General features: G+C 60.3%; 18 protein-coding genes. 7 read left to right on the forward strand and 11 right to left on the reverse strand.

Annotated features, from left to right (window positions below; translation table 11 throughout):
* Window positions 1-313 precede the first annotated feature (313 nt).
* The 4 genes from ACRQEC_RS05505 to ACRQEC_RS05520 all read right to left on the reverse strand — a co-directional run bounded on the left by ACRQEC_RS05505 (window position 314) and on the right by ACRQEC_RS05520 (window position 4,318).
* Window positions 314-1,195 carry a patatin-like phospholipase family protein gene (locus ACRQEC_RS05505; RefSeq protein WP_284890076.1) on the reverse strand — a complete coding sequence of 294 codons (882 nt, stop codon included), beginning with the start codon at window positions 1,193-1,195 and terminating at the stop codon, window positions 314-316.
* A 73-nt stretch (window positions 1,196-1,268) separates the two neighbouring features.
* Entirely contained in the window at window positions 1,269-2,621 is a 1,353-nt protein-coding gene (locus tag ACRQEC_RS05510) for a DUF4921 family protein (protein ID WP_435734858.1), read from the reverse strand.
* Between the two features lie 80 nt (window positions 2,622-2,701).
* The gene (locus ACRQEC_RS05515; protein WP_284890075.1) at window positions 2,702-3,211 is read right to left on the reverse strand and encodes a general stress protein; all 510 of its coding nucleotides are present in this window, start codon (window positions 3,209-3,211) and stop codon (window positions 2,702-2,704) included.
* A gap of 174 nt (window positions 3,212-3,385) precedes the next feature.
* Window positions 3,386-4,318: an ROK family glucokinase gene (locus tag ACRQEC_RS05520; RefSeq protein WP_087069989.1), complete on the reverse strand. Its 933-nt coding sequence runs from the start codon at window positions 4,316-4,318 to the stop codon at window positions 3,386-3,388.
* A gap of 279 nt (window positions 4,319-4,597) precedes the next feature.
* Here ACRQEC_RS05520 and dnaK point away from each other — a divergent pair, with 279 nt between their 5' ends.
* The 5 genes from dnaK to ACRQEC_RS05545 all read left to right on the forward strand — a co-directional run bounded on the left by dnaK (window position 4,598) and on the right by ACRQEC_RS05545 (window position 11,151).
* Window positions 4,598-6,475 (forward strand): molecular chaperone DnaK, encoded by a 1,878-nt coding sequence (gene dnaK / locus ACRQEC_RS05525; RefSeq protein WP_026428617.1) that lies wholly within the window; start codon window positions 4,598-4,600, stop codon window positions 6,473-6,475.
* Window positions 6,475-7,257, forward strand: a complete 783-nt coding sequence (locus tag ACRQEC_RS05530) for a nucleotide exchange factor GrpE (RefSeq protein WP_284890074.1) — start codon at window positions 6,475-6,477, stop codon at window positions 7,255-7,257. Before dnaK ends, ACRQEC_RS05530 begins: the two co-directional genes overlap by 1 nt.
* A 52-nt stretch (window positions 7,258-7,309) precedes the next feature.
* Window positions 7,310-8,326, forward strand: a complete 1,017-nt coding sequence (locus tag ACRQEC_RS05535) for a DnaJ C-terminal domain-containing protein (RefSeq protein WP_284890073.1) — start codon at window positions 7,310-7,312, stop codon at window positions 8,324-8,326.
* A 143-nt stretch (window positions 8,327-8,469) separates the two neighbouring features.
* Window positions 8,470-9,144, forward strand: coding sequence for a heat shock protein transcriptional repressor HspR (locus ACRQEC_RS05540; protein WP_284890072.1), 675 nt, complete (start codon window positions 8,470-8,472; stop codon window positions 9,142-9,144).
* Between the two features lie 96 nt (window positions 9,145-9,240).
* On the forward strand, window positions 9,241-11,151 hold the full coding sequence (locus ACRQEC_RS05545; protein WP_284890071.1) for an ABC transporter ATP-binding protein: 1,911 nt from the start codon (window positions 9,241-9,243) through the stop codon (window positions 11,149-11,151).
* Between the two features lie 282 nt (window positions 11,152-11,433).
* Here ACRQEC_RS05545 and ACRQEC_RS05550 read toward each other — a convergent pair whose 3' ends face one another.
* The 7 genes from ACRQEC_RS05550 to ACRQEC_RS05580 form a co-directional block, all read right to left on the reverse strand.
* The gene (locus tag ACRQEC_RS05550) at window positions 11,434-12,408 is read right to left on the reverse strand and encodes a DUF3137 domain-containing protein (protein WP_284890070.1); all 975 of its coding nucleotides are present in this window, start codon (window positions 12,406-12,408) and stop codon (window positions 11,434-11,436) included.
* 347 nt (window positions 12,409-12,755) lie between these two features.
* Window positions 12,756-13,481: a MerR family transcriptional regulator gene (locus tag ACRQEC_RS05555; protein WP_284890131.1), complete on the reverse strand. Its 726-nt coding sequence runs from the start codon at window positions 13,479-13,481 to the stop codon at window positions 12,756-12,758.
* A gap of 124 nt (window positions 13,482-13,605) precedes the next feature.
* On the reverse strand, window positions 13,606-13,947 hold the full coding sequence (locus ACRQEC_RS05560; protein ID WP_284890069.1) for a type II toxin-antitoxin system RelB/DinJ family antitoxin: 342 nt from the start codon (window positions 13,945-13,947) through the stop codon (window positions 13,606-13,608).
* A 126-nt stretch (window positions 13,948-14,073) separates the two neighbouring features.
* Entirely contained in the window at window positions 14,074-15,147 is a 1,074-nt protein-coding gene (locus ACRQEC_RS05565) for a methyltransferase domain-containing protein (RefSeq protein WP_284890068.1), read from the reverse strand.
* Window positions 15,148-15,204: 57 nt separating this feature from the next.
* Window positions 15,205-16,002, reverse strand: a complete 798-nt coding sequence (locus ACRQEC_RS05570) for a YaaA family protein (RefSeq protein ID WP_284890067.1) — start codon at window positions 16,000-16,002, stop codon at window positions 15,205-15,207.
* 3 nt (window positions 16,003-16,005) lie between these two features.
* Window positions 16,006-17,301 (reverse strand): alpha-amylase family glycosyl hydrolase, encoded by a 1,296-nt coding sequence (locus ACRQEC_RS05575; RefSeq protein ID WP_284890066.1) that lies wholly within the window; start codon window positions 17,299-17,301, stop codon window positions 16,006-16,008.
* A 271-nt stretch (window positions 17,302-17,572) separates the two neighbouring features.
* Complete coding sequence (locus tag ACRQEC_RS05580; protein ID WP_284890065.1) at window positions 17,573-18,241, reverse strand: DUF4352 domain-containing protein; 669 nt, start codon at window positions 18,239-18,241, stop codon at window positions 17,573-17,575.
* A 209-nt stretch (window positions 18,242-18,450) separates the two neighbouring features.
* Between ACRQEC_RS05580 and ACRQEC_RS05585 the strand changes: the two genes are divergently transcribed.
* Both ACRQEC_RS05585 and ACRQEC_RS05590 read left to right on the forward strand, forming a co-directional pair.
* Entirely contained in the window at window positions 18,451-19,809 is a 1,359-nt protein-coding gene (locus ACRQEC_RS05585; protein WP_284890064.1) for a sensor histidine kinase, read from the forward strand.
* A 4-nt stretch (window positions 19,810-19,813) separates the two neighbouring features.
* Window positions 19,814-20,503, forward strand: coding sequence for a response regulator (locus ACRQEC_RS05590; protein ID WP_284890063.1), 690 nt, complete (start codon window positions 19,814-19,816; stop codon window positions 20,501-20,503).
* Window positions 20,504-20,505 lie beyond the last annotated feature (2 nt).

The following is a 20,505-nucleotide window of genomic DNA, read 5'->3' on the forward strand; positions in this document are numbered from 1 at the left end:
TCAATGAGGAAGCTCTTCTATAGCAAAGATTGGCTGAGGGTTTACGTCGTTACCCTGGTGTCTATCTGCCTGATGTCGGGTCTTTTCTTTATCTGGATGTACCTAAAGAACAAGGCGCAATTCTCAACCTTAATGGCTGACTACGGCTCGGACTTGATCGGGTACTGCCTCATGCTGGTTGTTGTGATGCCACTGGTTTTCGCATTGCACGCAAAGTGGCGGCAAGATCAGCGTGAGTGACTGAGACCCCTGCGCTTGGCTTTACGGCATGTGCCAGCGAAGCCAGATTCGCTCGGGGTTCAGCAGCATATCGCTAAACCCCGAGGAAGCGCAGGATAGCGGGGAAGTCCTCGTTGATCTGGGTGGTGCCGGCCGCGAAAGAGGCTTCCAGTTTCGCCACATTGGTCTCCCGGTTGGAAGTTAGCTGGTGGCGCGGGAAGTAGAGGTAGGCCCGCCCCTGCGCTTCCAGATCGAAAAGATGGGCTCGCGTAGCGTTGTACTTGGCCGCACGTTCCTCCAGCGCGGTAACGAGGTGGGGGTGTTTGCGGAAAGCCGCCCGGATCAGCGCACTTGCCTTTCGGGAAGGTGCCGGGCGCACGTAATCGCGCGGTTTCGTCATAATGACGACGGCGCGCTCGAAGCCAGCAGCCTCAGCGGCATCAATAGGTATACCCCCGGATGGCCCGAGCGCGCCGTCGGCATAAAGCTCACCGTCGAGCGTTACGAAAGGCATAATGCCGGGCATTGTTGAGGAAGCCTGCACCCGCACCAACAGGTCGTCAAGAACCTTAATATCGCCGCGGTGCCAGTGCACGGCGGCGCCGTCGCTCAAACGAAAAGCACTGATATCGAAATCTCCGGGCGTGGACTGGAAAGTCTTGAAATCAAAGGGAAGGGCCTGGCCCGGGCGTGACGTGTGAAGATAGATGTAATCCGAGTTGAAGGCGCCCTTGCCGCTGAGGAAGGTCCGCCAGTTCCCGATATTCGGATCTGCCCCAAATTCCACGAAAGAACGCCGGGCCCGCAGCGGGTCGCGGCTGAGGTAATTCGCCACGTGGCTGGAACCAGCAGAAATCCCCGAAACATGCGGGAACTCCAGACCGGCCTCGATGAGTTTGATAACTACCGGGGCCGTGGCGCTCGCGCGCATACCACCGCCCTCAAAAACGAGGGCGGTCTCAGCAATCCGAGACATAGGGTCTCCTCTCTACGCGCCAGGTTGGAGTGGGTGCGGCCGCGAGCGAAGATGGCTCCAGCCGCGGCCCACACTACCTGCCGCGCACTCCTGATTCGCCCATTCCGTAGCGCAGCGAATTGACTTCGCAACTGCATTCGGTGGCGATATTGATCGTGGAAGCAATGGCACCTTCGGCGCGCAGCTCCAGCAGGCGGGGAACCACCCGATCCCGCAAGGACCACGGGTCAATGGTATTGACGTAGATCTTGGTGCCGCCTTCAAAACCGGCGAGGGTGGAGGTGCGCCACTTGAGGAGCACCCGCCACGGGGTTGCTACTTCCATATCCCGCGAAGGCGCATACCATTCCTCATTCGTGGGAATATCCGGGCCGGTGGCCGCGTGCATGGCATGCACCAGATCCGAAACCGCGCGCAATTCATGGCGGGTGTGCTCGAAAGGTTGGGAGGCTTCCGAACGCGACCACACTTCGAGCGTGGGGTAGCGATGCCCGAACCCAGCGTAGGCCACCGCGTACTTATTTTCCGCGATAACGAGATTGTGGTAGCCGGCGTAATCCACCCCGTACTCGTTGAAAATATTGGGGTTATCGCGCACCCGGTCCACTTCGTAGCGGTGATTGACGGTGCGCTCATCAATGGAGACCAGCTGCTTATGGAGGTGTTCGAAGGAGGCCCCGGCCGGCCGCAACCAATTCTGGAAGACCTGCACGTATTTGACGTAGCGGTTCTGCTCGTACAAATCGCGCATCGCATCCGCGGTAAGCAGGAAGTACCAGTAGTGCTCAGCTGGAGTGAGGGTACCCGAGCCGGCCCGATTCGCGGTGGAATCCGAACCCGGCACATAGTGGTGGCGCCCGATAATGAGGTCATGCCCGCCCCCGTAGAACGGTAGCGCGCTCAAGAGGCGCTCCCGCTCCGGAAGTGCATTCCAGGCATCCTCATCCATGCCTGAGGCAATAGCCTTGTTATGAGCCACGGAAAGCACGTGGGCGCGCCCGGCCGCATCCGAGGTGTAGCGCTCAAAAGCATCCTGGCGGCGGGTGGTGAGTTCGTACTGGTAGTTGGTGGTCCAGTACTGGAAAGGAACAATCTCAAAAAGATTGGGAACTCGCCGGAAATCCCACGGGTCCGCCAGGGAATCCACCGGGGCATCATAGGTGATCCGAGCTTCGCCCGTGGCGGGGTTGCCGACGATGCGTGCCTTTTCCGGCGGTGTTTCCAGGACCCGATCCGCGCAGAAAGAACAGAAGTATTCCGGATGGTCCGCACTCAGCGGTTCCGCGATGGGAACTTCCGCCTTGAGAGGCCGGTTAGCACGGCCCGGCTGGGTCCACACTTCGGTACCGGAAAACGGGTTGATCTGTTTGATGGTCCCGTCCGGAAGCCGGGTAATAGGCGGGCGGATTTCGTGGCGTACAACCATAAGTTCCCCTCACGTTCGGCAGCAGAGCCACCCACCATAGTAGTGGGTAGCTCCGCTGCGAGCACGGTGAAGCTGAATTCTTAGCTCACCGAATACCCGGCCTGCGCCAAAGTTGCATAAGCCTCATTGACGAAGGCTCTACGCACCTGCACCTCATATGAATTGGCGGTGGTGGCCCGCACCGAAGCGAAATCGCGCCGCCCACCGGTAAACCCGTGCGAGATCGCGCCCATAATGGCACCGAGCACCGCCCCGCAGGCAAGCCCGAAGAGGAGCACCTGCCAGAGCACCACGGCCGGCGCGAAAAGGATAAAGAAGAAGGAGAAGAAAAGGCCCCAGGAGGCCCCGCCCGCCGCGCCGTAGAGCGCGGCCTTCCCGGTAGTCAGGCGCCCGGTCACCTGCTCCACGCTTTCCAGATTCACGCCGACGATACGCACATTTTCCACCGGGAACCCGGCATCCGAGAGCGCATCTACCAGGCGTTCGGCCCGTCGGTAATCAGAAACTTCCGTAATGGTGCGGTAATCCGCGGCACTTTGTTCAGCGGCGCGCGCGGTGGCGGACGCGCCAGTAGTTATGTTTTCATTCATAGGCTCATCCTAAAGCTGGCCTATGACAGAAAAATCGCCCTCGAAACAAAATCAGCTGCGCGCCGGAAATGCTCGCTAGCGGTGGAAACCGGGAAGCGTATTCCGGCGCGCAGCCTGGATGGTGTTAGCCTGCGCGGGCGCGCAGCTCACGCGCACACTGGCTAGCCAGCCACGTTACTCAATCGTGGACAGATCCGCGGCGCCAATAATCCCGGCGTCGTTCCCGAGGCGCGCGAGGCGAATCTCCGGCAGCGTCCGGTATTTCGCCACGGGGAGAACTTCGGGGAATTCGCGTACCAGCGGATCGAGCACGAGCGAACCGGCCTCGCTCACTCCGCCGGCAATCACGAAGATTTCCGGATCGAAAATGGTGGCCATATCCGCCAAACCGATGGCATTCCAATGCGCGAGCTCGTTGAAAACGTCGAGGGCCATCTCATCGCCTTCCTGGGCAGCCGCGGTTACGGCCGGGCCGGTCACGCGCCCTTCGCCCAGTTCCAGAATGCGAGCAGCCCCGCTCGGGTAATTCGCGGCCCGCTCGGTGGCGAAACGCACCAGCGCGCTACCCGAGCCCATCACTTCCCAGCAGCCGCGCGATCCGCACCCGCACAGTGGCCCGTTCGGAACCATGTGGATATGCCCGATTTCCGCGCCGAAACCGAAAGCGCCGCGCAGCAGATTCCCGTTCATAATGATGCCGCCGCCCAGTCCGGTGCCGAGCGTCACCACAACGGCGGATTCTGCATCCGCGGCCGCACCGAAACGGTATTCGGCCCAGGCTGCCGCGTTGGCGTCATTTTCAACGACGACGGGCATGCCGGTGAGCTCAGCGATACGTGAACCGAGCCGTCCGTTCTGTAGGGGCACATTCGTGCCGTAGATCAACGTATCGCGATCCGCGGCGATATAGCCGGCCTGCCCTATTCCAACGGTGGTAGCCCCCGAGGATTTGAGGTCATTGACGCAGGCGGCGATGGTTGCGATAAAGGCCTCGGAATCCTGGCGCGGCGTGGGGCGCCGGACCCGCTGCAAAATTTCACCTTGTTCATTGACGACGCCGGCGGCCACCTTCGTGCCGCCAACATCCACACCGATGCTCAGAGTCATGGTGCAAGTCTACCTGGCCTTGCCAGCCGGATTCCGGGATGGCGCAGCGGCGTCGTCGTACCGAAAAAAGAGGACGCGCAAGGACGTGACGTAGCTCGCGAAAAGTGGGTGGGAATAAAAACCGCGCCCCTAAGGTTGAGTTAGGTGGACTCAAGAAAGGGCGAGCCGATTGGACATAGGTTCTCGAATCGTTCAGACTTGGAAGGAAACTTTGTCGAAGGGTCCGCGGCCGGTACCGCCGGCGTGCGGATCTGCGGCACGAATGCAGAAGGAGCAATCATGGCACGTGCAGTAGGTATTGACTTGGGAACAACCAACTCCGTGGTGGCCGTCCTCGAAGGCGGGGAACCCACGGTGATCGCGAATGCGGAAGGTGCGCGCACCACCCCGTCCGTCGTGGGCTTCTCTAAGAGCGGAGAAGTGCTCGTGGGCGAAGTGGCCAAGCGTCAGGCTGTCACCAATGTTGATCGCACGATTTCTTCCGTCAAGCGCCATATGGGTGATGACTGGAAGGTTGATATTGACGGTAAGGATTACAACGCACAGCAGATTTCCGCGTTTATTCTCCAGAAGCTGAAGAAGGATGCGGAAGCCTACCTGGGCGATACCGTCACCGATGCGGTTATTACCGTGCCGGCCTACTTCAATGACGCGCAGCGCCAGGCCACCAAGGATGCCGGTACCATCGCCGGCCTGAATGTGCAGCGTATCGTCAACGAACCCACGGCCGCGGCGCTGGCCTACGGCCTGGAAAAGGGCAAGGAAGATGAAACGATTCTGGTCTTCGACCTGGGAGGCGGCACCTTTGATGTTTCCCTCCTGGAAGTGGGTAAGGATGAGGATGATTTCTCCTTCATCCAGGTGAAGGCCACCTCCGGGGATAACAAGCTCGGCGGGGATGATTGGGATCAGCGTATCGTCAATTGGCTGGTTGACCAGGTGAAGAATGCCTCCGGTGTGGATCTGTCCAAGGATAAGATCGCGTTGCAGCGCCTCAAGGAAGCCGCGGAAAAGGCGAAGATTGAGCTGTCTGCCGCAACTTCCACCCAGATTTCGCTGCCCTATATCTCGATGAGTGAATCCGGGCCGATCCACGTGGATGAAACCCTCAGCCGCGCCAAGTTTGAGGATATGACCAAGGATCTGCTGGACCGTACCAAGACCCCGTTCATGAACGTGATTCGCGATGCGGGCATCCAGATTTCCGATATTGATCACGTGGTGCTGGTGGGCGGATCCACTCGTATGCCGGCTGTGACCGAAGTGGTCAAGGAGCTCACCAACGGGCGCGAACCCAATAAGGGCGTGAACCCCGATGAGGTTGTGGCCGTGGGTGCGGCGCTGCAATCCGGTGTGATTACCGGGGACCGCAAGGATGTTTTGCTTATTGACGTTACCCCGCTCTCCCTCGGTATTGAAACCAAGGGCGGCGTGATGACCAAGCTCATCCAGCGCAATACCGCTATTCCCACCAAGCATTCGGAAACCTTCTCCACCGCGGAAGATAACCAGCCTTCGGTATCCATCCAGGTGTTCCAGGGTGAACGTGAGTTCACGCGCGATAACAAGCCGCTGGGCACCTTCGATCTGACCGGGATCGCGCCGGCTCCGTCCGGGGTGCCGCAGATTGAGGTCACCTTCGATATCGACGCCAACGGCATCGTGCATGTGTCCGCGCGCGATAAGTCCACCGGCAAGGAACAGTCCATGACCATTACCGGCGGTTCGGCCCTCTCCGAAGAGGAAATCAACCGCATGGTCAAGGAAGCTGAGGAGCACGCCGCGGAAGACGCCAAGGCCAAGGAAGAAACCGATACTCGCAACCAGGCGGAGCAGACCGCGTACTCCATTGAGCGCCTGATCAAGGACAATAAGGACAAGCTCACCGATGCCACCGTCACCGAGGTGGAGGAGGCCATCGCCAAGGTGCGCGAAACTCTCAAGGGCACCGGCAACGTGGAGGATGTCAAGAGCGCCCTGGCTGAACTCAACGAGAAATCGCAGAAGATCGGGCAGGAAATTTACGCGCAGGCCCAGGCCGCTGAGCAGAACGGCGGCGCGAATGCTTCCGGTGCCGCGGGTGGTTCCGGCGCGTCCGGTTCTTCTGACGACAATATCGTCGACGCCGAAGTCGTGGACGATGAGGAGAATAAGTAATGAGTGAGGACGATCTGAAGCGCAACGGTCCGGACGGCGTGGAGGAGTCTGCTGTTAGTTCCGGTGCCGGGGAAAACGCGGGTGCCGGTAACGGTGTGGGCGGTTCCGGTGCGGGCGCTGTTTCTGGGAACGACGACGCAGCTGCCGCCGCGGCCTCGCCGGCTGGTGCGGGTGAAGCTGGCACGGGCACGGCTCAGAAACCCGAGGCGGGCGCTGGAGAAGCCGGCGCTGCTGGTGATGGCCAGGCATCGGATGCTCAGGAAGCCGATACTGAAGCTTCCGGTGCTGAAGCCGGCGCAGGCGATGCAGAGGCCGTCGCGGCCGATCCGCTCAGCGAAGCAATGGCGACCATCAGCACCCTGGAGGATCAGCTCAAACGCGCCCAGGCATCGCTGTACAACACCGAAACGGAGTACACGAATTACGTGCGCCGCTCCAAGCAGGAAGCCGGAGCGCACCGCGATTCGGGCACTCTCAAAGTGATTGAGGCTTTGCTCCCGGTTCTTGATGATGTGGAGCTGGCCCGCCAGCACGGGGACCTGGAAGGTCCCACCGGCTTGATCGCGGAGAAGGTGGAGCAGATTCTCTTCTCCACCTTCAAGGTGGCGCGTTTCGGTGCGGTTGGTGATGAATTCGATCCGGAGTACCACGAGGCACTCATGAATCGGTCCTCAGCGGAAGCCACCGCCCAAACTATCGAGACGCTTATCCAACCCGGCTACACCGTGGCGGATAAGGTTCTCCGCCCGGCCCGGGTGGGAGTGGTCTCACCGGAAGAGTAGGGGCAGGCTTCACGGAATACACACAGCAGGATAAGAAAGGGGAGGTGAGCATATGGCAGGGGCAAGCCAAGATTGGCTCGATAAGGATTTCTACCAGGAACTCGGCGTGAAAAAAGACGCCACCCAGGAGGATATTAAAAAGGCCTACCGGAAGCTATCCCGCCGTTACCACCCCGATCGGAATGGCGGCTCGAAGGACGCCGAAGAAAAGTTCAAGAGGGTGGGGGAGGCCTACCAGGTTCTCTCCAACCCGGAGGATCGCAAGCAATACGATGCGATCCGGGCGCTCGGGGCCGGCGGGCCCCGCTTCCGGGCCGGTGGGCAAGGCAGCGGCGGTTTTGAGGACATCTTCTCCATGTTCTCCGGCGGCCGCGGCGGAACCTACCACGCCTCATCCTCCACGGGCGGCACCCGCGCAGGCGGCTTCGGCGGCAACTTCGAGGACGTGCTAGGTGGACTTTTCGGGGGCGGCCAGGGAGGCGGAGGTTTCGCTGGATTCGGCTCCCAGCGCCGGGCCCAGAAGGGTGCGGATATGACCGCCACGGTCTCGCTCCCGCTCCGCCAGGCTGTGGACGGCGCCACCGTGAAAATCCAAACCGCCTCCGGCAAGTCCGTGACCGCGAAAGTCCCGGCCGGCGTGAGCGACGGCCAGAAAATCCGGATCGCCGGGAAGGGGCATCCGGGCATCAACGGCGGGCCGGCTGGCGATATTATCGTCACCGTCCACGTGGAGCCCCACCCGGTTTTCGAGGTGCAGGGCAAAGATGTTTACGTCAATGTCCCGGTGTCCTTCCCGGAAGCCGCTCTCGGGGCTACCGTAGAAGTACCCACACTGGCAGGGCACACCGTCCGGGTGAAAATCCCGGCCGGTTCCTCCACGGATAAAATTCTGCGGGTGCGCGGCAAGGGCCTCACGGCCAAGGGTACGGCCGGGGATATGTACGTGCGTCTCAAGGTCGTGGTTCCCACTCGGCTGTCGGATGACGCCCGCAAAACTGTGGAACTCTTCGCCAAGGCCACGGACGATGCCGATCCGCGCGCGGATTTCATTCGCATGGCCAAGGTCTAGGCGAAGCGCTAGCGAAGCTCATGCCAACGGCTAGCCAAGCTAACGCGAAGCACTAGCGAAGCGGCACGAGGAACGAAAAACCCGGCTCGCCCGGCCCCGCGCGGGGCCGGGCCCGGAACCCCAACAAAGGAGGTTGAGGAGGTATGGCGAATCGACGCGCACCGTTACTCACGGTGTCAGTAGCGGCCGAACTCGCGGGCATGCACGCCCAGACGCTGCGCCAATATGACCGCCTGGGGCTGGTGTCCGCCCGGCGCACCCGCGGAGGCGGGCGGCGCTACTCCCTGGAGGATGTGGAACGCCTCCAAGAAATTCAACGCATGTCCCAGGAGGATGGCATCAACCTGGCCGGCATCGCCCGCATCCTCCAGATGCAAGAACGTATCGACCAGCTCACCCGCTCCCTCCAGCGTGCCGAGCAAGAACTCGCGGCAGAGCGGGAACGCGCCAACGAACGGCGCGCCCATGCTCGCCGGATTTTTGCTGCCGGAGCGGATGGCGACGTCGTTCTTACCCGCGGTCATAAAGACCTACGCGAGTATCTACGCCACCAGGCCGCGCAGCGTCTCGCGCAATTACGCGCCCAAGAAAGTGCCGGGCCTTCCCGCGCGGGAGCTGCCGGAAGTTCGGCGGCAAGTTCCGCAGCCGGCGCCGCGCGCCATCCCGGCTCCGAACTGACCCGCTACCAACCCCATACTCTCGACCTGCTCCTCGCCGCGCTCGCGGTGCAGATGGATTGGGACGACAACCGCGAACACAACCGCGAACACAACCGCGACCGCAACCACGCACGTGACCGCGAGCTTGACCGCGCCTAGGAACGCGACGGCACCCAGGAACGCGACCGTGACTTCCAGCGCGGCGCGGCACTCGAACGGCCCGGGAACAGTGCGCAGTACTGCTAGGGTCACTATGTGCACGCACTGCTAAGAATTTTTCGTTTCACCTCCGCGCTGTCCCGCTACTACGTGGCGGTGGCCCTCGCATCCATCCTCGTGACCGCCGGAACCATTGTTGCTCCCTTCGTGCTCGGCGCCGCCACCGATACCGCGGTTGCTGCCGTGAGCGGCAGCCTCGAGGTTGATGTGGCGGTGCGGCGGGTCATCCTACTGGCCGGCGCCTTCCTCGCCATCGACTTTTTCTCCACCACCATCGACTCACTGGGCGGATACGCCGGCGACCTCATGAGCCAAAAAATGCGCTCCATCCTCTCCGTGCGCTACTTCGATAAACTCCTCACCCTCCCGCAAGACTATTTCGACCGCGAACTCACCGGCACCATCACCTCGCGCCTCAACCGCTCCATCATGGAGGTCACGAATTTCGTCAAGAACTTCGCAAACTCCTTCTTCACCACGCTGCTCACGGTGATCGCCGTCCTGATTATTTCCTTTATTTATTCCCCGCTGCTCTGCCTTCTCCTGCTTATTATTTTCCCGATTTACATGTGGCTGACCGCCCTCACCTCGCGGCGCTGGCAATGCCTGGAAGCACAGAAAAACGAAGACATCGACGTGGCCGGCGGGCGCTTCAACGAAGTAATCGGCCAGATCCGCGTGGTCAAATCCTTCACCCGCGAACGTGGCGAACTCGCGCATTTCGCCCGTCACTACGAGCACGCCGAGCGCCTCACCGCCAACCAATCCCGCCACTGGCACACCATGGACTTCCTGCGTCGCATGGTTATGGCCATTATTTTCTTCGCGATTTACGCGATTATCTTCCTGCGCACCGCCCGCGGCCAATTCTCCGTGGGCGACATGGTTATCCTGGTGCAACTCGTGGGAATGGCGCGCCGCCCGGTCATGTCCATGAGCTGGATCGTGGACACCACCCAGCACGCCATCGCTGGCTCGCGCGATTACTTCGAGGTCATGGAACTCACCGAAACCGAACGCGGCCAGCGCCCCGTATTGACCGGCGGCGCGACTTTTCCTCGCGGCACTGCCGTTACTCCTAACGGCGCCGCCCTTACTCCTAACGACGACGCCGCACCGGCCCGCCCACTCACGGCCCGCGCGCTCCACCAGAAATTGGTGGAAATTGAGCCTGATGTGCCGGCGATTCGTTTCGAGAACGTGACTTTTGGATACGGCACAGATCCGGATGTTTTACGCGATGTTAGTTTCGCTATCGAGCCGGGGGAACGGGTCGCTTTCGTTTCCGAATCCGGGGGTGGGAAAACCACGCTGACTTCGCTTCTCCTGGGGCTATACGAACCGCGGGCCGGGCATATTGAGCTCTTCGGCAGCGATATCGCGGGTCTGTCACTTCAGCAGGTGCGAGCCGCCATCGGGGTAGTTTTCCAGGACCCGGCGCTTTTCTCCGGAACAATTCGGGAAAATATTGCTTATGGGCGCCCGGATGCCACCGAGGAAGAAATCCTCGATGCCGCGAGTCGCGCCCACGCGGATCGTTTTATTCGGCGTTTCACCCAGGGGTATGACACCGTCATCGGGGAGCGCGGACTCAAGCTTTCCGGTGGGCAACGCCAGCGCATCGCCGTGGCTCGCGCCATGCTCAAAGCTGCTCCGGTTTTGGTGCTCGACGAAGCAACCTCCGCGCTGGATACCCGCTCCGAGCGGTGGGTGCAGGCTGGGCTGGAAGAACTCATGAAAGACCGCACCTCGATTATTATCGCGCACCGGCTCTCGACCATCGCCAGCGTGGACCGCATTATCACGCTGCGGGCGGGGCGTATTGATGAGGTAGGTAGCCCGGCCGAGCTTGCCGAGTCCGGGGGAATCTACGCCGAGCTGCTCGCCTTGCAGAATGACAACTCCGCGCGCGCCCAACGCCACCTCAAGCGCTACGGCTTGCGGTAGGAGTATGAGCCGAGGGGCGAGCCGTGCGCGAGCCGTGCGCGAGCCGTGCGCGACCATGCCTGTCTCTGATAGTGGTGCAAGCGGGGTTTTCCGTTGCTATTGTGCGGATCCGCCAGTTCCTACTGCAATGATTTGGTCGATCCTACTGCAATGATTTGGTAGGTCCTACTGCAATGATTTGGCACGTGACATCGATTATTGGGCAGGGGCTCCGACACGTGTTATTAATTCAAAGACCCTTCCTATAGCTTTTTGTATCGGCCGGTCTTAACTGTTTCTAATTTACAAGACTTCACATAGATCGTCTAATAATCTACAAGATCCTCTCAGTGCATCAACAATTTTACGATATTCACTTTCGTAAGATAAAGCTTCGACTCCTTCCTTATCTTTCGGTGTTTGGAAAACGAACTGTCCTGTATAAAAAGACAAGATTAGCGAGCTACCTTCAATCACTAAATAAATGGGACAAACAGTTGCCCAACGAACGAGTTCTGATTGAATTGGGGGACTGAGTAGGTTACGTGCCGTCTGTTCATCTGAACAATACACGTTATAGTGGTCATTAAAGGTTCTATTTTGCAACTCGATTTTTATCTCGTTTGCTACTGCTTTTGGGTGTCCGCCTTGCCGTTCTCTTCCAAGAAAGTAATTTTTTGGAACTAACCGCAATTTTCCTTGGGGTGGTGTGGGCAAGGTTCTTTTGAATACCTGTCCCCAAAAGGCTGTTGTGTTACGGCCTTGAAAACCTTTAATCATCGCGTGAAGATTGCAGAATTTGGTCTGCCAAACATCTCCAAATTGAATATAGCAATTGCTTTCATAGATTATTGCGTATTTCCTGGCATAAGGCGTAATAGTCGTTAACGTCTCTTGCTCGTCCGTGGCGTCATTTCCTGTGTCGGTATAAAGAATTGAGGCCTTTGGGAAAATAAGATTAAAGGTAGGTTTGAAGAAGTGTTTGCGATATAGCTTAGCTAGAGAAGGTGGATTAAAGATACGGAAACCAAAGACAAGCAGTAGTCCGAGGAGAAGAAGATTGATTTTAAGCATGGAAACCTCTGTGATAAACGATCTATAAAACCCTGTCGCATAATTCGTCGTCATAAGTAGGATGAACATCGTTAGGAGTGCGCTAAGCCCACGCCGACGCTTATTTATCCTCTGCATTTTTTGCTTCACTTTCGTAAGTGACGAGTTATTTGCCAACTGGGCTTGAACGACTCTCGCTTTAGCTTGCGCGTCTAAGCTGTCCATTTGCGTGAACTTCTCCCGTCGTGAGTCTGGCAATAGAGATTAGAGGAACTTTTTCTTCTATCGGTTGGGCGTAGGCTACTGTCTCAAATCAGTTTAGCTTTTCATTCTTGAACTTGACAGACTCCGTGAAACCGCCCACCCCTCAATACAGATCCCAGACCGTGGTCACCCCATCCAAACCCGCGGCTCATTCGTACATCTGCTCGTTACCTATCCGCAACCTGCCCCGGGTGCTTAACTCCCGTAGTCCGATCCTTGTTGTGTGCCCGGTGCCGCTCTTCGACTACGGATAAGGTAGGCGGGGAGGCGGCACCGGGCACAGCTATAGGGAAGTGGATGGCGATGAATTATGCGCAGTAGTGCTTGATGGCTTCGTGAACGAATACCGCGGTTCCTTCGCCCGCAAAATCATCAATATTGCGAGTGAACTCGCCACCGTCGGCATACATTTCCCCGAGGCCAGCCAGGATCTCATCCGTGCACGTATAGAAATTATCCGTAATGAACCCTTGCAGCTTTTTCACCAGCGCCTGGGCCTCCGGAGAGTCGGGAGTGCCGGTTTTGATCTTCCCGAATTCGCCGAAAATTAACATGAGGCTCTGGGTAATAGCCTGATTTTCCGTAGCGTTCCGTCCTGCGTGCTTGGATTCATACTCCTGATATTCCGACGTTGTACCCCAGCGCTCTCGGGCCTGGCGTGCGTAATCATCGATTTTTCCGGTGTCAAAAACTGTGAAATCCATATAGGTACCTCCTGACGATTTAATTCTTTTTGCGAAGTCCAACAAGGCTTCGAGTCGGTCCCTTTTCAGGGACAGTAGGGTTATCTGCTGGTCGAGCGCCTCGGCTTCATTGAAGTTCTTGCTGTGGACTATGGTTTTGATTTCTTTGAGCGGGAATTCCAACTCCCGAAAAAGCAAAATATATTGCAGCTGTTTCACGTCCGAGTCGCTGTACAGCCTGTATCCAGCATCCGAGTAATCGGTGGGCTTGAGAAGCCCGATTCTGTCGTAGTACTGCAACGTGCGAACGCTAATGCCGGCAATTTTGCTGACCTCATTGACGGTTTTCATCACTCATCCTCCTTCCGTGTTAACAACGGTAGAGTGTGACGTAACGTCAGGGTCAAATGGCAGAAATCAGGCCTGCCCGCAGTTAAACGCAGACGAGCTCCGAGCAGCAAGAACGCCATATGAATTAAAGTGGTTGGGCATCGGTACCTATCGCGGAATCCCATTCGCCGAACTCTAAACTCAGTGATTTAAATACTTCGTCTGCGAGTTGGGTGGCGCCAGATTCGATGGACCGGAGGCCTTTGTCCAATTCGGCAATTAACTCATCTTTGGTCAGCGAGCTAATATCAACCGGCCTGGCATACGGGAGCTTCACTTCAAAGGGGATACCGCGGTGCAAGATCACTTGCTTATAAAGCAGGGTAATAAGAGTTGACGGGGAGATACCCAATAAGCTCAAAATACGTTCTGCTCGTTCCTTGAGCTCGGGATCAATGCGTACGTATACATTCGCTGTCTTTGCCACGGGTGACCTCTTTGTCTCCTGTAGAACAGTCTGCGCCAATGTAGTGGCATGCGCAAGCGTTTATCCCTCGCGAAAAGCCCAGAATAAATATAGCGGCATACTGCTTCCGAAACTCCGCGGCCCCGCCTAATCCACCCGCTCGGCCAGCACCAAGCACTCCATGTGTGCGGTTTGCGGGAACATGTCCATGAGGCGCGCCTCGTGCACGGCAAAGCCCTCCAGCAGCTGCAAGTCCTTGGCCAGCGTGGTGGGATTGCACGATGAATAGATGAGCCAGCGCGGGGGATTCGCCGCAATCCACTCGGTGAGATCGGTCAGGCCACGCCGCGGGGGATTGACGATGAGCAGATCGGGTGTGCCGCCGAGCTTGCCGGCGGCACGTGCGGCGTCGCCGGCAAAAAACTGCGCGGAACTGCCGGCCTTCGCGGCAGCGCGGCGCGCGGAATCCACTGCGGCCTCGGAAATCTCCACGCCGGTCACGCGCCGCCCCGGGCCGGCCACGTGCAACGCGAAACCACCCACCCCGCAATATAGATCCCAGACCGTGCGCACCCCATCTAAACCCGCGGCCCACTCGCGCGCTTGTGCGTACATCGCCCGGGCAATCGTGGTATTCGTCTGGAAAAACGAACGTGGGGTGAGGTAAAGCGTCACCGCGCCGAGCGGGAACGGCAACGTATCCTCCCCGGTCAACACAATCTCCTCCTCACCCTCCACGAGAGCGGCACGCTGCGGCAGCAAATTAACAGAAATAACCCGAGCGTTCGGGAGCTGCGCACGCAACCAGGGCAGGTGCTTGCGAATCCGCACCACCGACTCGGTCGAACGCAGCACAAAACGTAGTAGCAGCTCACCGCTCGGCGCAGCGGTAATAAGAATATTTTTGAGTTCCCCGCGCCCGCTCGGCACGTCAAAAGGCGTGAGCCGCGCCCGCCCGATGAACTCGCTCAGCGCCGGGAGCGCCGCGGTAATGGGCTGCTCGTAAAGCCCGCATTCGCGCAGGTCCACCCCGCGCATACCCCGATCTAAAATTCCCAGCGTCGGCGCCTGCGCACTTCCGCCCACGGCGAGCTTCGCTTTATTGCGAAAATGCGATTCCGGGGAGAGCGCCGGCGGCAGCCACTCCGGTGCGAAAGGCGCCAGCAATTCGGCCAGGCGTTCCTCCTTGTCCGCCACCTGAGCGGGGTAGGGCTCACCCATCCGGGTACACGAACGGCAGGTCCCCGCCTCAAAATACGAACAACGCACGGTCCCAGCTTAGTGGGCGCGCCCCGCATCCACGGTCTCCACCACCGCGAGCTCGCGCACCCCGCGCCGCGCCGGCCCCAATTCCACCCCGGTGATCGCCCCGGCGGCGGTTTCCTCGCCCACCAAGTGCTGGCACAATTCCGCCAATTCTTCGGCTTCGCGCGGCGGAGCATCAGCCAGGAGCGCCAGACGCGCCACCCGCCCGCGGAAATATTTCGCGGCGTGCGAGATAGTTCGAGACGTTGCGCCCGTGATGCGGGTTGCGGTTATTTTTACGACGTCGCAGCTAGCCGGCACCTTCCATCCCGCATACGCACCGGACCTCGCGTCAATGACCAATCCGGAGGCCCGGCTGTTGAGAACCGGCCACAGGGGTGCCCAGCGGGCCGAAATTTTCGCGCCGCCCAGCTCCACGTTCATTCCCAATCGGTAGGAGGGGATGAGGTCGAGCGGCGAGGTGGCCCCGAAGAGCCCCGAGAAAATCAGGGTGTGCTCCCCGGCGCTGGTGAGCTGCGCTTCTGAGAAGCTCCCCATATCGAGGGCCTGGTAGAGCACCCCGGTATACACCTGCCAGGCCGGGGCGCAGGGCTGCTCGCGCAGCGTGATCTGCGTGGCGACCTCATTAGCAATACTTGGGCCCACCCCGAGAATATCGAGGGCGTCCGGGCGGCGGGACACTTCTTCCAGCTCCGCCACCAGCTCGGTGCGCAAGGCCGTGAATTCCGGGATACTCAGGGCGCTCAGGTCAAGGGCGGGGCCGCTGGCCGGCGCGGTTTTCCCTTCCGAAGGAGGTAGGAGGATAAGCACTGTTTACTCCCCGCTTTCCGCATCGGCGTGCCAGGAAAAGAGTTCAACGTCGCCTCCGGCAGGATCAACTCCCATGACACGAACGCTCGGGTGCGGCTCGAGTTCGAGGCGCACCCGCAGCTCAGCGGACTGGCCCGAGTCCACACTGGCCGGAGCTGCGTCGTCGTGCTGACGCTCCCACACGCGGTACTCGATCCAGGTATTATCCTTGCCCGTGACCTCAAGGCGGGCGCGGGTGAGCCACGGGTGGGTGCGGCGCAGCGCGATGAGGGCGCGGTAGGCGTCGTACATCCCGGCACCCAGGTCAGAGAGCTGTTCGGGGCGTTCGGGTAGGGGCGGGCGCAATTGGTCGTCGGCGGAAAAGCCTTCGAGTTTGGTCCCCGTGAAGCCCTGTTCGTCCCCGTAATAAATCGAAGGCATCCCGGGAACCGTGAAGAGCACCGCGGCGGCCAGCACCGCGCCGGCCGGGCCCACCGCGGTGGCGATGCGTTCCACATCGTGGTTGCCGATGAACGTATTGGGAATGAAATGCTCGCAGAACTGCGCGTGCCGCCCCAGATTCCAGTCCAGCTCCCAGAAATTACGCGCGGCAATCGACTGGCGGATCGAGGCCCAGAGCTCGTACTGGGTGAGGGTATCCACGCTGGAGCGCGCCACGAAATCGGGGTAATCGCCGTGGATAACTTCGCCTAGGAACAGCGCTTCGGGGAAACGCTCGCGGACTTTCCCGAGTACTTCCGCCCAAAAATCGGTCGGGACCGCGTAGGCCACGTCGAGGCGCCAGCCGTCGATACCACGCTCCAGCCAGAATTCCATGACCTCGCGGACCAGCTCACGCACCCGCGGCGAAGAATGGTCGAGGGTAATGAGATCCCCGTGACCTTCCCAGGTGTGGAAATCGCCGCTCTCCGTGCGTAGGCCCAGTTCTTCGAGCTGCGGATGGGAGCGGGAAATATGGTTGAAGACTCCGTCGAAAAGTACCCGGATTCCGCGGCGGTGCGCTTCCTCAATAAGATGGGTGATATCCGCGTTATCGCCCAGGCGCGGGTCGAGGCGGAAATGATCGAGGGTGTCATAGCCGTGGGAAACCGAAGCGAAAATCGGGGTGAGGAGCAGGCCATTGGCACCGAGCTCAATAAGATAATCCAGCCACGGATCCAAAGCCCGTAAGCGGTGTTCACCGGGAGTGGCGCCGGGAAGCTCCCCGGCCGCGGTCAGGGGGCTATGCCCCTCGCGAATGGGCGCCCCGCAGGCTCCCAGGGCAAAAACTTGCCACCAGATGGTGTCGAGCTGTGACATAGCTACGAGCTGCCTTTCTTCGCTTGATCGCTTGGTTGCTTATTCGCTTGTTCGTTTGATCGCCTGTGCGCCGCGGGCGCGCGCCGCCAAGAGCGCCGCCGCGGAGCGCGCTCAGCTGGGTGAATGCGCCGCGGCCCTTCGCTCTCGATTCTAGAGCGAAGGGCCGCGAAGAGAAACGCCGCGTGACACAGCGCCGCGCGAAACCGGCGAAACCAAATGCCAGGCGCAGGAAACACGCCGCGCGAAAAACGCCACGCGAAGTAAGCAGCGCTTACTGCAAGGTGACGGTCGCGTTATGAATCCACCCGGTCTCCAGTTCCAGCTTGGCCGGAACCGCATCGGCCGGCACATCGTAGAGCAGCTTCCCGCTCACGGTATTGCCCGGATTGACCTTCTCGTAGATCATCGACGCATCGCCCAGGTACAGGGAATCCCCGGAAACCGAATGTTGGCGCCCCTCGGTATCCACGAGCTTCTGCTCCGATTCGGCGAAGCCAGCTGCTTCCTTCCCGGTATTCTTCACGGTCACATCCACAATGACGTACTGGCCGGTGGCATCCTTGCCCAGCACATCATTGCCGATATGGCTCACGCCCTTCTCCACATTGGTGACGGTCACTTCAAAATCACCGAGAACGACCGGGGTGCCGATGCCCACGGTTGCGTCGTCGTTCTTATCTTTCTTATCAGCCTTATCGCCCTCAGCCTCGGCCTTCTTATCCGAGCCCTCCGCGGCGTTCCCGGATGCCGCGCTATCGGCAGCCTGGGAGCTGGACGTGGCGGCGGGCTTGCCATCGGATTGCTTGGACAGAGCGGTGCCGACAATCGCGAGCACCACAATAACAAGCAGCGCGGTAAGGAGCTTGTGGCGCGCGAACCAATTCTTTTTCTGTTCTGGGGCGGGTACTGCGCCGTACACCGGCGGCGTGGATGTTGACATGCGAGAACCTTTCTTATCTACAGCGGTGGGCGCCGCCCCGGCCCGGCAGGAGGCCCGCGGCCGGAGTCGCTCACGTATCGCCTCCAGGGTAGAAGCGCGGCGTGGCGCGCACATCCTCCACCTGGGCAGACCGGCCTCATCCCTTTGGGTGGCATCCGCGGGCCGAACGGCGGTTCTGGAGCGCGCGGGCGCGCCGTACAATCACAGGCATGACAGATCACGCGCCGAAGAAACGCAGCGGTGCGGCGGCGCGTGCGGGCCAGAGACCGGCGCGCCGGCGCGGACTCGCCGCCCTCCCCTTCTATCTCAAAACTGCCGCCATATATATCGTCATGGTCGTGGGGGTCGGCTACCAGATTGAACGCGCAAAAATCCGCGCGCTGCCCGGCTGGCTCGGCACCCTCGACGAAGTCGGGATCTTCGTATCGATGTGCTGCTGCATTATGGCGGGCATCTGGGTGGCGCGTCGGGAACGCTACCCGCGCCGCGCGCTTGCGGTTGCGGCCGTGTGTTCCACCTTGGGTGCGATCGGACCGGTGGTCGGGTTTTTGCTGCCGCGCTATCTTGCGGGGGCGCGTGCCCTGGGGCGACGACGCCGCGCCCTGGGCGTGTGCCTCATGTATGCCCTCATTACCGCCTGGCAATTCGCCCGCGAGCTGACCGGGAAAGATTACAACTCTTCCTGGGTGATGGGCTTCCTCAATCACCAGAATCCGCTGGAGGATTTCCCGAATAATATTGTGCCGCTCCTGGTGCTGTACGCGGTGGCGGTGCTTCTGCCTATCGGTTGGGGGCTGTGGCGCAGTGCCACCGCGGAGCTCCAGGAAACTCACCATCGCCTGGATGCCACCAGCGAGGAACTCCAAGCCTCCGCCGCCACCTCCGAAGAGCTGGAAACCCAGCTCACCCGCAAAGAAGAACGCGATGCCCTGGCCCGGGAAATTCACGATTCCATCGGCTCCCAGCTGGCCATTATGAGCCTGCAGGCCGGCTCTTTGGAACTGCTGGCGCGCGGGGATGCGGACTTAGAAGAAGCGGCGCGGTCCCTGCGGGAATCTTCCCGCCAGGCCACCGATGATTTGCGTTCCCTGGTGCGGGTCATGCGCGATCCGAGTTCCTCGGCCTACCGCCCGCCGCGTTCCCTCACCGAATTAGCCGATCATATTGATAAGGTGCTGGCGGCCGGGCATCCCGTCGTCGCCAATGTTTTTATTACGGATGCGGAACGCGCCCCGGCCGCGCTCACCACGGCCTGCTACCGCATTGTCCAGGAACTACTCACCAACGCGGTGAAATACGCCCCGGAAGAAACCACCCGGGTGCGGGTGAGTGGCGGGCCAGGCCAGGGCCTCGATATTGCGGTGCGTAACGCCCTGCCCGCCCCGCATGACGGGGAGCAGAGGGAAAGCGAGCACGGGGCAGGATCGGGATTGCGCGGGGTGCAGGCCCGGGCGCAGGCCCTGGGCGGGCGCGCTAACTTCAGTACCGAAGGCGGCGTTTTCGCAGTGGATGTGCACCTTCCCTGGGACGGGAGTGCCCGGGGCGGCAATTCTGGAATGGTAAAATAGCGCGGTGCCGATTTCCTCACCCATTCGCGTTATGGTCGTTGATGACGACCCGATGGTTCGCCGTCTCCTGGTACAGATTATTAACCTGAGTCCGGAGCGCGATAGTGAGGTCGTGGCGCAGGCGGGCACGGCCCGCGAAGCTTTGGAAACTCTCACCGCGGTGAAGGTCGACGTCGTGCTTATGGACGTGGCGATGCCCGGAGGTATGGACGGTATCGAGGCCACGCGCCAGCTGCGGCGTTTCCCGCATCCACCCCAGGTCATTGTGGTGACCACCCTGGATGCCGACGATGAAGCGGTGCGCGCCGCGGAAGCCGGTGCTTCCGGCTTTATTCTCAAATCGGAAGATCCCCAGGTTCTCCTCCAGGCGATTCGCAATGTGGCAGCCGGGGATGGCGCGCTCTCCCCGCGCGCGGCCAGGCAGGTGTACGAATATTTAGCGGCGACCCGCACCGTGAGCGTGCGCCGGCGCGCCCAGGAAAAAATCGCGCGGCTCACCGCCCGCGAACTCGAGGTGGCCCGGCAGGTGTCCCGGGGGCTCTCGAATCGCGATATTGGCGAGAAATTGCACCTCTCCGAATCCACGGTGAAAACGCATCTCTCCGCCATCGTGGCGAAAATGGGGGTGGAAGGGCGCATCGGGGTCGCGGTGGATATGACACGCGCCGGGCTGCTCGACGACGAACCTGTGTAGCC

The organism is Actinotignum saccati, assembly GCF_051265055.1.
GTDB lineage: Bacteria > Actinomycetota > Actinomycetes > Actinomycetales > Actinomycetaceae > Actinotignum.